General features: G+C 68.4%; 9 protein-coding genes. All 9 read left to right on the top strand.

Annotation, left to right across the window (positions count from 1 at the left end; translation table 11 throughout):
* Positions 1-222: 222 nt before the first annotated feature.
* The 9 genes from GR168_RS06410 (at position 223) to GR168_RS06450 (ending at position 13,325) form a co-directional block, all read left to right on the top strand.
* A complete protein-coding gene (locus tag GR168_RS06410) occupies positions 223-1,800 on the top strand; it encodes a carboxyl transferase domain-containing protein (RefSeq protein WP_159370334.1) in 1,578 nt (525 codons plus the stop codon).
* 59 nt (positions 1,801-1,859) lie between these two features.
* On the top strand, positions 1,860-3,902 hold the full coding sequence (locus tag GR168_RS06415) for a biotin carboxylase N-terminal domain-containing protein (protein WP_159370335.1): 2,043 nt from the start codon (positions 1,860-1,862) through the stop codon (positions 3,900-3,902).
* Between the two features lie 10 nt (positions 3,903-3,912).
* Positions 3,913-5,058, top strand: a complete 1,146-nt coding sequence (locus GR168_RS06420) for an acyl-CoA dehydrogenase family protein (protein ID WP_058251531.1) — start codon at positions 3,913-3,915, stop codon at positions 5,056-5,058.
* On the top strand, positions 5,055-5,549 hold the full coding sequence (locus GR168_RS06425; RefSeq protein WP_159370336.1) for a MaoC family dehydratase: 495 nt from the start codon (positions 5,055-5,057) through the stop codon (positions 5,547-5,549). Before GR168_RS06420 ends, GR168_RS06425 begins: the two co-directional genes overlap by 4 nt.
* A 5-nt stretch (positions 5,550-5,554) precedes the next feature.
* Positions 5,555-6,469 carry a CoA ester lyase gene (locus GR168_RS06430; RefSeq protein ID WP_159371848.1) on the top strand — a complete coding sequence of 305 codons (915 nt, stop codon included), beginning with the start codon at positions 5,555-5,557 and terminating at the stop codon, positions 6,467-6,469.
* Positions 6,470-6,524: 55 nt separating this feature from the next.
* Positions 6,525-8,168 (top strand): AMP-binding protein, encoded by a 1,644-nt coding sequence (locus GR168_RS06435; protein WP_159370337.1) that lies wholly within the window; start codon positions 6,525-6,527, stop codon positions 8,166-8,168.
* Positions 8,165-10,144 carry an acetoacetate--CoA ligase gene (locus tag GR168_RS06440; protein ID WP_159370338.1) on the top strand — a complete coding sequence of 660 codons (1,980 nt, stop codon included), beginning with the start codon at positions 8,165-8,167 and terminating at the stop codon, positions 10,142-10,144. The genes GR168_RS06435 and GR168_RS06440 overlap by 4 nt, the downstream gene beginning before the upstream one ends.
* Before the next feature lie 170 nt (positions 10,145-10,314).
* Positions 10,315-11,499: a DUF5336 domain-containing protein gene (locus GR168_RS06445; protein WP_159371849.1), complete on the top strand. Its 1,185-nt coding sequence runs from the start codon at positions 10,315-10,317 to the stop codon at positions 11,497-11,499.
* A 200-nt stretch (positions 11,500-11,699) separates the two neighbouring features.
* Positions 11,700-13,325, top strand: a complete 1,626-nt coding sequence (locus tag GR168_RS06450; protein WP_203235901.1) for a DUF6350 family protein — start codon at positions 11,700-11,702, stop codon at positions 13,323-13,325.
* Positions 13,326-13,365 lie beyond the last annotated feature (40 nt).

A 13,365-nucleotide genomic window follows, 5' to 3' on the forward strand; every position in this document is an offset into this window, starting at 1 on the left:
GGTCACCTGGCCTTCTATGTGCGGTGGCCGGTCCGGGGTTCCGGGGTGTCGGCGCATCGGTTGTGTCGGCCCGGGGGTGGTGGGCCTGCCACAACAGTACGAGAAGACGTGATGCGCGTCACGTAGGTTATGTCGACGCGGTGGATGAACCGGGGCGTGACATGGGCCGCTTCATCGCGTACGATCACTTTCAGTTAATAGCCACTAACTGAAGGGTCGACGGTGACCAGCACGCTCGACGGCTTCCGGGCCGCACATCAGCGCAATCTCGACCTGCTCGACGAACGCCTGCGAGAGGTGTCCGCCGGCGGCGGCGCGAAGGCTCGTGATCGCCACGTCGCTCGCGGAAAGTTGCTTCCGCGGGACCGGGTCGACGGGCTGCTCGACGTCGGGTCGCCGTTCATCGAGGTGGCCCCGCTCGCGGCCTTCGGGATGTACGGCGGCAAGGTGCCCGCCGCCGGGGTCATCGCCGGCGTCGGGCGTGTTGCGGGTCGCGAGTGCATGATCGTCGCCAACGACGCCACGGTCTCCGGCGGCACGTACTACCCGGTCACGGTCAAGAAGCATCTGCGTGCGCAGGAGATCGCGGCGGCCAACCGGCTCCCGTGCATCTACCTCGTCGACTCGGGCGGCGCGATGTTGCTCCAGCAGGACGAGGTGTTCCCCGACCGGGATCACTTCGGACGGATCTTCTTCAATCAGGCGACCATGAGCGCCGCCGGCATCCCGCAGATCGCCGCGGTGCTCGGGTCGTCGACCGCCGGCGGGGCCTACGTCCCGGCGATGAGTGACGAGACGGTGATCGTGCGCAATCAGGGCACCATCTTCCTTGCGGGCCCGCCGCTGGTGAAGGCGGCGACCGGGGAAGACGTCTCCGCCGAGGACCTGGGCGGTGGTGCGATGCACTCGTCGGTTTCCGGTGTCACCGATCACCTCGTCGACAACGACCAGCAGGCGCTCGCCAAGGTCCGCGAGATCGTCGCGACCCTCGGGCCCCGCGAGGCGCCACAGTGGGAGACGATCCCGGTCCGCGAGCCGGTGCGGCCGCAGACCGACATCTACGACGTGGTGCCCACCGACCCGCGAACTCCGTACGACGTCCGGTCGGTCATCGAGATACTGTGCGACGGAGGAGGATACAACGAGTTCAAGGCGAACTACGGCACCAGTCTGGTGACGGCGTTCGCGCACCTGCACGGTCACCCGGTGGGGATCGTCGCCAACAACGGTGTCCTGTTCAGCGAATCCGCGCTGAAGGGAGCTCATTTCATCGAACTGTGCGATCAGCGTCGCATCCCGTTGCTGTTCCTGCAGAACATCACCGGCTTCATGGTCGGCAAGGCCTATGAGCAGGGCGGCATCGCCAAGAACGGGGCCAAGATGGTCAATGCCGTGGCGTGCGCACGCGTGCCCAAGTTCACCGTCATGGTCGGCGGCTCCTTCGGCGCGGGCAACTACTCGATGTGCGGACGCGCCTACTCGCCCAGATTCCTCTGGATGTGGCCCAACGCCCGCATCTCGGTCATGGGCGGACCGCAGGCCGCCGACACCCTCGGAACGGTGCGACGCAACCAGATCGAGCGATCCGGCGCGGAATGGTCCACCGAGGACGAGGAAGCGTTCAAGGCCCCGATCCGCGAACAGTTCGAACAACAGTCGGATGCCTACTACTCGACGGCCCGGCTGTGGGACGACGGGATCGTCGACCCCGCGCAGACCCGGACACTGCTCGGCCTCGCTCTCGAGACCGCCCGCTACGCACCGCTCGCCGATCCGCGCTACGGCGTCTTCCGGATGTGACCGCCGAGTCCGAACCCGATCTCCACCGCCCCGTCCCGCCGAGCCCGAGGACCCCGACCGTGAGTACCAGACCCATCCGCAGCGTCCTGGTGGCCAACCGTGGTGAGATCGCCTGCCGGGTGATAGACACCCTGCGCCACATGGGAATCCGCAGTATCGCCGTCTATTCCGACGCCGACGCGCAAGCGCGCCACGTCCGGGAGGCCGACGTCGCCGTGCACATCGGCCCGGCCGCCGCCACCCAGAGCTACCTCGACATCGCAAAAGTGGTCGACGCGGCACGCAAGACCGGTGCCGACGCCGTCCACCCGGGCTACGGATTCCTGTCGGAGAACCAGAAGTTCGCGGCCGCTCTGGCGGAGGCGGGCATCGTCTTCATCGGGCCGCCCGCGGAGGCGATCGCGACGATGGGAGACAAGATCACGGCCCGGGCCGCCGTCACCGCTCGCGACGTGCCGGTGGTGCCGGGTCTGTCGCGCCCCGGCCTGACCGACGACGACCTCATCGCCGCGGCACCCGACATCGGGTTCCCGGTTCTCATCAAGCCCAGTGCGGGTGGCGGTGGCAAGGGGATGCATCGCGTGGCCGAGGCGTCGGAGCTGCCGGCCGCGCTGGAGCGGGCCCGCCGCGAGGCCGCCGCCGCGTTCGGCGACGACGCGCTGTTCCTCGAGCATTTCGTCGACACCCCGCGCCACATCGAGGTGCAGGTCCTCGCGGATCAGCACGGGAACGTCATCCACCTCGGCGAGCGCGAGTGCTCATTGCAGCGGCGGCACCAGAAGGTGATCGAGGAGGCGCCGTCGGCGCTGCTCGACGCCGAGACCCGTGCTCGCATCGGTGAGGCCGCGTGCGATGCCGCGCGCAGTGTCGGCTACACCGGCGCGGGCACGGTCGAGTTCATCGTGTCGGCGCACCGGCCCGACGAGTTCTTCTTCATGGAGATGAACACCCGCCTGCAGGTCGAGCACCCGGTGACCGAGCTCGTCACCGGAGTCGACCTCGTGGAACAACAGATCCGCGTCGCCCGCGGAGAAGTCCTGGGTCTGACGCAGGACACGATCACCCTCAGCGGCCACGCGATCGAGGCACGCGTGTACGCCGAGGACCCGGCCCGCGGTTTCCTGCCGTCCGGCGGCACGATCGAGCATCTCGTCCATCCCGACACCTCGGCCGGCGGCGGCATCCGCGTCGACTCGGCCATGCTCGACGGATTGCGCGTCGGCAGTGACTACGACCCGATGCTCGCGAAGATCATCGCCTACGGTGCCGACCGGGAGGAGGCGCTCGAACGTCTCGATCAGGCACTGGCCCACACACGCGTGCTGGGCGTGGTCACCAACATCGACTTCTGCCGCTTCGTCCTGCGTCAGCAGGCGGTCGTGGACGCCGACCTCGACACCGAGCTGTTGGACCGCCTTGTCACCGATTACGCTGCGCCGGAGCCCATTCCCGAGGCGCAGGTGCTCGTGGGTCTGGCGCGGATCGGTGCTCGCGATGCCGACGACATCTGGTCCTCGGCGGTCGGATGGCGGGTCGGTCGATCCGCTCCGGTCCGCACCCGCCTCGTCGCCGGCGGACGGCATTCGACGGTGGCCATCCAGGTCGATGCCGCCGACGAATGGTCCGTCTCGGGAACCGCCACCGTCACCTTCGACGACGACGCCGAGGCGTCGTGGACCGGGCACGTGGTCTACCAGCCGGCGCAGCCCGGCGACGGTCGCGGCTCGGACCGCCTGGTCGTCGACGGGGTGACGCAGTCGTGGTCGAGTGTTCGCGTCGGGGAGAGCTGGTGGGTGGGAGGGCCGTCGGGCACCTGGGTCCTCGAACTCGCGAAGCCCCTGCTCGACGAGGCCGCCGACGAGCACGCCGGCGAGATCACCAGCCCGATGCCGGGCACCGTGGTCGCCGTCGCCGCCGAGATCGGGGCCGACGTCTCCGCCGGCCAGTCGGTCGTCGTCGTCGAGGCGATGAAGATGGAACATGCACTCACCGCGCCGGTGGACGGCACCGTCGACATCTCCGTGAAGGTGGGGGACAAGGTCGACGCGGGACAGATCCTCGCCGTCGTCACCGCACCCGAATCAACTGTCGACTCCCAGTAGAAGGGCTCACATGGAACTCACCCAGGAGTACACCGACCTCATCGCGACGGTCCGCGACTTCGCGCAGACCGTGGTGGCGCCGGTGGCCGCGAAACACGATGCCGAGCACAGCTTTCCGTACGACGTCGTCGCCCAGATGGGCAAGATGGGACTGTTCGGTCTCCCCTTCGACGAGAAATACGGCGGCATGGGCGGCGACTACTTCGCCCTGTCGCTCGCGCTGGAGGAACTCGGCAAGGTCGACCAGTCCGTCGCCATCACCCTCGAAGCCGGGGTGAGTCTGGGCGCCATGCCGATCTACCGATTCGGCAGCGAGGAGCAGAAAGAGCAGTACCTCCCCGAACTCACGGCGGGCACGGCGCTCGCCGGCTTCGGGCTGACCGAACCCGGGGCGGGATCGGATGCCGGGGCCACCGCGACCACGGCCCGCGACGACGGTGACTCGTGGATCATCAACGGCGGCAAGCAATTCATCACCAACTCGGGGACCGACATCACCTCACTGGTGACGGTGACCGCGGTGACCGGGGTGAAGGAGAACGGCAAGAAGGAGATCTCCACCATCATCGTGCCGTCCGGCACGCCGGGTTTCACCGCCGAGCCGGCGTACAACAAGGTCGGGTGGAACGCCTCGGACACCCATCCGCTGACCTTCACCGACGTACGCGTTCCCAAGGAGAACCTGCTCGGTGTCCGCGGGCGCGGATACGCCAACTTCCTGTCCATCCTCGACGAGGGGCGGATCGCCATCGCAGCCCTCGCGACCGGCGTGGCCCAGGGCTGCGTCGACGAGAGCGTGAAGTACGCCAAGGAGCGACAGTCCTTCGGCAAGGCGATCGGTGAGTACCAGTCGGTGTCCTTCGCGATCGCCCGGATGGAGGCGCGCGCGCACGTCGCGCGGACCGCCTACTACGACGCGGCGGCGAAGATGTTGGCGGGCAAGCCCTTCAAGAAGGAGGCGTCGATCGCCAAGATGATCGCCAGTGAGGCGGCGATGGACAACGCCCGGATGGCCACGCAGATCCACGGCGGGTACGGCTTCATGAACGAATATCCCGTCGCCCGGCACTACCGCGATTCGAAGATCCTCGAGATCGGTGAAGGCACGACCGAGGTGCAGCTCATGCTCATCGCGCGCGAGTTGGGGTTCGCATGAGCGACACCACCGGCGGGCGTCGAATCGTACAGCGCGGGTTGTGGTTCGAGGAGTTCGAGGAGGGCACGATCTACGAACACCGGCCCGGACGCACTGTCACCGAGGCCGACAACGTGCTGTTCACGACACTGACCATGAACACGCAGGCGCTCCACCTCGACGCCGCCTGGTCGGCCGAACAGCCGGGTTTCGGCGGGCAACGCCTGATCAACTCCATGTTCACCCTCTCGACGATCGTGGGATTGTCGGTCTCCCAACTCACCCAGGGCACCCTCGTGGCGAACCTGGGTTTCAGCGAGGTCGCCTTCCCGGCGCCGTTGTTCGCCGGCGACACCCTGTACGCGGAGACCGAGTGCACCGGTAAACGCGAATCGCGGTCGCGACCGGGTGAGGGCGTGGTGAACTTGACCCACATCGGACGCAACCAGCACGGCGTGGTCGTCGCCCGCGCCGCACGAGCAACGCTGGTGCGCAGGCAATGGACGGAGTGACGACGATGTTCTTCGAGGACCCACCCGGCGGCCCGGTCGCGGGTTCCGGACTGTCGGGGCAGCTCACCAACGCGTGGCTGCCGCCCGGGCCGGCGATGTTGTTCTGCCCGGCGGACCGTCCCGAGCGATACCAGAAGGCCCTCGACCGGGCCGACGTCGTCATCCTCGACCTCGAGGACGCGGTGTCGCCGACGAACCGCGCCGCAGCCCGGGAGGCTCTGGTCGCCAATCCGGTCGATCCGGACCGCACCATCGTGCGGATCAACCCGGCCGGTACCGGCGACTACCGGCGCGATCTCGCCGCCGTCTCGGAGACGAACTACCGGGTGGTGATGCAGGCCAAGGCCGAGGACGTGTCCTCGATCCTGGACACCGCGTTCCAGACGATCGCACTGATCGAGACGCCGCTCGGCGCGACCCGCGCCCGCGACATCGCCGCCACCTCCAACTGCATCGGACTGATGTGGGGGGCAGAGGATCTCGTCGCGGGCCTCGGCGGCACGTCGAGCCGGTTCGGTCCGGGTGAACCCCGGCCGGGTGAGTACCGGGACGTCGCGAGTTGGGTCCGGTCGATGGTCCGCATCGCGGCCGCCGCGTACGGAAAGTTCGCCGTCGACTCGGTGCACCTCGACATCGCCGACGTCGACGGACTCGTCGCCGAGGTCCGCGACGCGGTGGCCCTGGGTTACACCGCGACCGCATGCATCCATCCGTCCCAGGTCGATCACATCCGGAACGGTTACCGCCCGTCGGACGAGGCGGTCGAGTGGGCGCGCAAGGTCCTCGACGGTGCGGCCGAACACGCGGGCGGGGTGTTCAGCCTCGACGGTCAGATGATCGACGGGCCGGTCCTGCGCCAGGCGGAGGTCGTCCTGTCCCGTGTGAGCGGTACGCGTACCGATCCCGCCCCCGAGAACTGACGAAGCCCCCGACCATCCGGGCATCCACCCCCCGAGAACAGACCGGAGCAAGAACATGAGCACCGAGGCTCACCCGAAGCCTGCACACACGCGCGGTGAGGAGACACCGGCACTGCTCACCGAGACCATCGGAGCCACCCTGGCCCGAACCGTCGCGGACCACGGCGAGCGAACCGCGTTGATCGACGCCGCCGCACGGCGGGAATGGCGATACACCGAGTTCCACCGTGACGTACGCGCGCTCGCGGCCGGATTGCTACGACTCGGCGTGTCGGTCGGCGACCGCGTCGGGCTGTGGTCGCCGAACCGGTTCGAATGGGTGTTGACCCAGTACGCCGCGGCCGAGATCGGCGCCGTGCTGGTCAATCTCAATCCCGCGTACCGGCAGAACGAGATCGAGTACGTGCTGCAGCAGTCCGGGACGAGCGTCGTCCTGGCCGCCGAGAGCTTCAAGGACTCGGCCTATTCGGCGATGCTCGAACAGGCCCGGCCACAGTGCCCGGAGCTGCGCGAAGTGGTCCTGTTCGAATCCCCCGGCTGGGATGCGCTGTGTGTCGAGCCGAGCGCCGACGAGCTCACACGCGTCGACGAGATCGCTGCGTCGCTCTCACCCGACGACCCGATCAACATTCAGTACACGTCGGGCACAACGGGTTTCCCGAAGGGTGCGACGCTGTCACATCGGAACATCGGGAACAACGGGTATCTCGTCGGCGAACTGCTGAACTACACCGCCGACGACCGGATCTGCCTACCCGTGCCCTTCTACCACTGCTTCGGCATGGTGATGGGTAACCTCGCGGCGACGAGTCACGGTGCCGCGATGGTGATTCCGGCGCCGGCCTTCGACCCGCGGGCCACCCTCGAGGCGGTCGCGGAGTACCGCTGCACCAGCCTCTACGGCGTGCCCACCATGTTCATCGCCGAACTCGGCCTGCTCGACGACGGGCTCGACATCGACCTGTCGAGCCTGCGTACCGGCATCATGGCGGGGTCGCCGTGCCCCGAGTACGTCATGCGGCAGGTCGTCGACCGCATGCACATGCGTGAGGTGTCGATCTGTTACGGCATGACCGAGACGTCGCCGGTGTCGACGCAGACGCGGGTCGACGATCCCCTCGAGTTGCGTGTGACCACCGTCGGGCGGGTCGGCCCGCACCTGGAGATCAAGGTCGTCGATCCCGGAACCGGGGAGACCTCGGCGCGCGGCGAGACGGGCGAGTTGTGTACGCGCGGTTATTCGGTGATGACCGGATACTGGAACGACCCGGAGAAGACGGCCGAGGCCATCGACGCCGACGGCTGGATGCACACCGGCGACCTCGCCGACATGGACGAGAACGGTTATGTCCGGATCACCGGGCGCATCAAGGACATGGTGATCCGCGGCGGGGAGAACATCTACCCGCGCGAGATCGAGGAGTTCCTCTACACCCATCCCGACATCCTCGACGCCCAGGTGATCGGGGTGCCCGACGTGAAATACGGCGAGGAGCTGATGGCCTGGGTGCGGTTGCGCGACACCGCCACCGAGTTCACCGCCGACGACCTGCGCGAGTTCGCGACCGGCAAGATCGCGCGACACAAGATCCCGCGGTACGTCCATGTGGTCGAAGAGTTCCCGATGACCGTCACCGGGAAGGTCCGCAAGGTGGCGATGCGCGACGAGGCGGTCTCGATCCTCGAGCAGTTGCGATGACCACGTCGAGGACTGCGGAGCGGGTCACGAGCACCCAGATGGACCGGTTCGGTCGCTTAGTCGCCGAGCGATTCGGGTCCGGCACAGGCGATTACGACGATCTGTGGTCGTGGTCGGTGGAACATCCGGCCCGGTTCTGGCGTGCCGTCTGGGAATTCTTCGACCTCGACGCCCTCGCCGCGGAACCGCTCGGGCCCGGGGACGAGGCGGTGCTCGCCGACGACCGGATGCCCGGTGCGGTCTGGTTCCCCGGGATGCGGTTGAACTACGTCGATCAGATCCTCCGGCACGCCGCCCTGCCCGGTGCCGCGATCGTGGGCATCGACGAGGCCGGTGACCGTTCCGAGATCGCGTGGGCGGAACTGCCGGCGCAGGTCGCGGGCCTGGCCGCGACCCTGCGTGCGCGCGGAGTGGGGTCGGGGGACGTGGTGGCCGCCTACCTCCCCGACATCCCGGAGGCCGTCATCGCCTTCCTGGCCACCGCATCCCTGGGCGCGATCTGGACCGGATGTGGACAGGACTATGCCCCGCAGGGGGCAGCCGGTCGACTAGGCCAACTCGCACCCAAGGTCCTGTTCACCGCCGCCGGATATCGCTACAACGGCAAGGTCGTCGACAAGCGCGCCGACAGCGCCGAGCTCGCCGGGCTACTGCCGGAACTGTTCGCGCACATCACGATCGGCGCGACCGCGGAGTCCTCGTCGGCCCTCGACTATGTCGATGCCGTCACCAGCGACCCCGGCGATTTCCACCCCGTCAAGGTGCCCTTCGACCATCCGCTCTGGGTGCTGTTCAGTTCTGGCACCACCGGACGCCCCAAGGGCATCGTGCACGGACACGGGGGAGTCCTGCTGGAGCACCTGAAAGCCGGTGCGCTGCACGGCGATCTGTCGGCAGACGACGTGTTCTTCTGGCAGACGGCCCTCAGCTGGATGATGTGGAACTATCAGGTCGCCGGACTTCTCTGCGGTTCGCGGATCGTCTGTTACAGCGGCTCGCCCCTGTACCCGGACGCCGACCGCCTGTGGCAGGTCGTCGACGACGAGCACGTCACCTACTTCGGCACGAGTCCCGGTCAGCTGCAGGCCTCGCGGAAGGCGGGTCTGGAACCGGGTCGCCGGCACGACCTCGGTCGGTTGCGCACTCTCGGGAGTACCGGATCATCGCTCGCCGCAGATCTTTTCACCTGGGTCGACGACCACGTCGGGTCCGGGTTGCCCATCTCGTCGATCAGCGGCGGCACCGACATCGTGTCCGCATTCGCCGGCGGCTCCACCGGTGTACCGGTCGTCCCGGGGGAGCTGTCGGTGCGCTACCTCGGTGTGGCACTGGAGAGTTGGTCGCCCGATGCCCGCCCGCTGGTGGGGGAGGTGGGTGAACTCGTCGTCACCGCGCCGATGCCGTCGATGCCCGTGAGCTTCTGGGACGATCCCGACGGTGCGCGCTACCGCGCGGCTTATTTCGCCCACGAATGGGAGGGCGGTGCGTCGAATCCGGAGAGGCCGGTCTGGCGGCACGGCGACTGGGTGACGGTGACCGAACGCGGGTCGCTCGTGATCCACGGCCGCAGCGACGCAACGTTGAACCGCCACGGGATCCGGATGGGATCGGCCGACATCTACGAGGTCGTCGAAGCGCTCGACGAGATCGCCGAGGCCTTCGTGCTCGGTGTCGACGGACCGGACGGCGCCTATTGGATGCCGCTGTTCGTCACCCTGGTCCCCGGCGCGACGCTCGACGACGCGCTGATCGGCCGGATCGCGGGCGCGGTCCGCGACCGCCTCTCCAAACGCCATGTGCCCGACGAGGTCATCGAGGCCCCCGGGATTCCGCACACCCGGACCGGAAAGAAGCTCGAGGTTCCGGTCACCGCGATTCTGGCGGGCCGTTCCGAGGTCAACATCGACCCCAAGGCGGTCGACGACTACGCGCTGATCAACTGGTACGCCGAGCAAGGGCGCGCGCATCGCTGGTGAGCGGGATTCTGGCCCGGCGGGGCGACCCCGATGTGCAAGGGTCATCGGACCCGGCGGGTATGTGTACTAGCGTGGTCGATAGTTCTGCGCTCGTGGGGGGCGACGGCCGGACGCCGTCACCTCGACGCGACCCGCTGATCCTGACCGACCGACCCGACCAGGAGATCGTCATGACCTACCCACCCGGCGGCTACGGGCAGCAGCAGCCCGAGTCCGGCCAGTCCTACGGCCAGTACGCCAATCAATCCGGATATCCCCAGTCCGGCGCGCACAACACGGGTCCGCAGGCGAGCCCCGCGCCCGGCTCGGACCAGTACGGTCAGGCCCAGCAGTACGGGGGTCAGCAGTACGGGGGTCAGCGGTACGGTCAGAGCGGACAGTCCTACGGCCAGGGGCAGCCGGGTTACGGCCAGAGCCCCGCGCAGGGATATGGCCAGCAGGGGTACGGCCAACCCGGATACGGCCAGGACCAGCAGGGCCAGCAGGGCTACGGTCAGTACGGATACTCCCCGCAGCCGACCAAGGCGCCGAGTCAGGGACTGCCGGCCATCACCCCGGTTCTCCTCGCCGCCGCGATCGGCGCCTTCGGCCTCATCGTCCTCTTCAGCGGGTTCCTGTCCGCCGCCGAGACCTATGACTTCGCGCTCAAGCTGTTCCAGACCCAGTACAACGCGCCGTACACGCTGATCAGCGTTGCCGGAATCCTGGCGCTCATCTCGCTGATCCCGGGCATCAAGGTGCCTGCGGCGCCGATCGTGGCGTCGCTGGCGATCACCTCGTTCCTGATCACGCTGTTCCAGTTCCTCAACATCGACGACAACGGTGCCGGGGCGATCGTGCTGCTGATCTTCACCCTCCTGTCCGCGGTCCTCGCAGTCGTGTGGTTGCTCGTCGACGCCGGCGTCATCAAGGTGGCGCCCGCGGTGGGCTCGGCAACCGCAGCGGTGGCCCCCGGCTCGTCGGCCGCGCAGTCCGACACCGGCGCTCACCAGCAGACCGGTGGCTACGGCGACGCGCAGACCACCGCCTACGGCACCGGCAGCGCGCAGGCTCAATACGGCCAGCAGTCGTCGGCGAACTACGACCCGTCGGCCTACTCGCAGTCGTCGGGCGCGTCGACCGCCGGTCAGAGCGGTTACTCCGGCGGTGCGAGCGAATCGTCGGCATCGGCCTCCGGTCACGGCGAGTCGGGCTACGGGGACTACCGACCCGGCCAGTACGCGGCCGGCGCCTCGGGCGCATCCCCGGCCGCGCCCGGTGGATCCGCTGGCCCCTCGGGCACCGACACCCCGGCCGGAGACCACTCGACCACGGTCTTCCAGAAGCCGGAACCGCCCACCGGCAGCGGCAACTGACAGAACCCCACAGTGCCCCGTCGACCATCGGTCGACGGGGCTCTGTGTTTCGCCGTCGGCCAAGCCGGCCCCCGCTGGTTGAGCCGGTGAGGAGCGCAGCGACGAGCCGAGTCGAAGCCACACGGTGAGCTGACTCCCTTTCGCAGCCCGCTCGGCGCGTCTACGACGGCCTCGGCCGGGACCGTGTCAGGCTCATGACGATGCCCTCCCTCAAGTCGGACCCGACCACGGACAATCTGGCGTCGCAGCTGCGTAACCTGCGGCGATCCCGTCGTGCGCAGCGCACGGCGGCCGAGGGCTCGGCCCGGCAGCTCGCGGTTGTCGCGTTCACCGTTCCTGCGATCGCGCTGGTGACGCTCATCGTCGTGATGCTCTCGGTGCTGCTGCTGGCCGGCAGCGGCCTGACCGGACTGCCGAGTGCGATCGCCTCGGGCTGGCTGGCCATCCACCAGGTGCCGGTCACGATCAGCGGGGTCACCATAGGCGTGCTGCCGCTGCTGCCGACGCTCGCGGTCGCTGCCGGCACTGCCTGGCTGACGGCCCGGGCTGTGGCCGGTGGCACGAACTCGAACGAACGCGATCGGCACGACCTGTTCGACCTCGGCGCCGTCGTGTTCTCGGCGGTGATCGGTCCCGTTCTCATCACCGCGATGTCCCTGGCGGTCGTCATGGATGGCGGGTCGGTCCTGCCGGTGCAGACGCCCAACGCGCTGCTGGCGTTCCTCTACACCCTCGGCGTCCACGGCGGTGCGGCTACCGCCGGTGTCGTGTGGAGCCGACGACGCGACTTCGCCGTCCGCGGGGGCGTGACCCACGCCGATCGTCGCGGTTTCCGGTACGGGCTGGTGGCGGCTCTGCTGCTACTGGTCACCGGAGCCGTGCTGGTGTGTCTGCGCATGTTGATGAGGCACGGGCAGATCGGTGAACTGATCGAGACCGGTTACGACTTCGACGGGTTCCTGGGACTCACCCTGCTGTCGATGCTCTACCTCCCGAACGTGATGGTCGCCGCGATGGCGGTGCTCGTGGGTTCCGACGTCCAGATCGGTGCGACTACCGTCGACCTGTTCACGGTCCGCGGTGACGCCGTCCCGCCCGTCCCGGTTCTCGCGGTCCTTCCCGACGGGCCGGGTGCCGGGGCATGGGGATTCGTCGGACTGCTCGTGCCGGCCGGGGTCGCCGCGTTCGTCGGCTGGCGATGCCGCGACCTCGATCCCATGGCCCACGTGCGTTCGGTGGGTGTCGCCGCGGCGGTCGCGGCCTCGGTGGTCGCCGTTCTCACCGTCTCGGCGGGTGGAACGCTGGGGGAGTTCGGCGAGGTCGTCGTGACGGTGTCGGCGGCCGGGGTCTTCACGCTGGCTTGGATCGCGGTCGTCGGCCTGCTCATCGTGCTCGTCTACGCCTTCCTGCCGTCGACCCGAGCGGCACGTCTCGCTGTCGGCGATGAGTACTTCGAGGATCCACTCGACCTCGGTTACGAGGACGAATACGTCATCGTCACCGATCTGGACGAGGACGACGAGTACGCCGAGTACGCCGAGTACTCCGAGGTCGAGGACGACGAATTCGAGGACGGCGAGTACGAGGATGCGGAGTACGACGACGGCGAGTTCGACGACGGTGTTTTCGGGGACGCTGACCTCGCGGACGACGACGCGGAGTACGTCGCCGAGTCGGACCCGGAGGACTCCGATCTCGACGCCGCATCCGGGCGCGCGCCGGTGAAGAACCGCGTGTACGACGATGATCTCGACGTGGCGGACCTCGCCGTCGACGTGGATCACGACCTCCATCCCGGTTCGCACGGGACCTCGCGGCAACGCTGACAGCGCGCTTCCCGGGCGCGCCCCGGCGGCGCCACCCGGC

Origin of the sequence: Gordonia sp. JH63, assembly GCF_009856645.1 — a bacterium.
GTDB lineage: Bacteria > Actinomycetota > Actinomycetes > Mycobacteriales > Mycobacteriaceae > Gordonia > Gordonia hongkongensis.

Coding starts and splice junctions, on each gene's coding strand:
- GR168_RS06420 (WP_058251531.1), top strand. CDS start 3,913: ATGGAACTCACCCAGGAGTACACCGACCTCATCGCGACGGTCCGCGAC.
- GR168_RS06425 (WP_159370336.1), top strand. CDS start 5,055: ATGAGCGACACCACCGGCGGGCGTCGAATCGTACAGCGCGGGTTGTGG.
- GR168_RS06430 (WP_159371848.1), top strand. CDS start 5,555: ATGTTCTTCGAGGACCCACCCGGCGGCCCGGTCGCGGGTTCCGGACTG.
- GR168_RS06435 (WP_159370337.1), top strand. CDS start 6,525: ATGAGCACCGAGGCTCACCCGAAGCCTGCACACACGCGCGGTGAGGAG.
- GR168_RS06440 (WP_159370338.1), top strand. CDS start 8,165: ATGACCACGTCGAGGACTGCGGAGCGGGTCACGAGCACCCAGATGGAC.
- GR168_RS06445 (WP_159371849.1), top strand. CDS start 10,315: ATGACCTACCCACCCGGCGGCTACGGGCAGCAGCAGCCCGAGTCCGGC.
- GR168_RS06450 (WP_203235901.1), top strand. CDS start 11,700: ATGCCCTCCCTCAAGTCGGACCCGACCACGGACAATCTGGCGTCGCAG.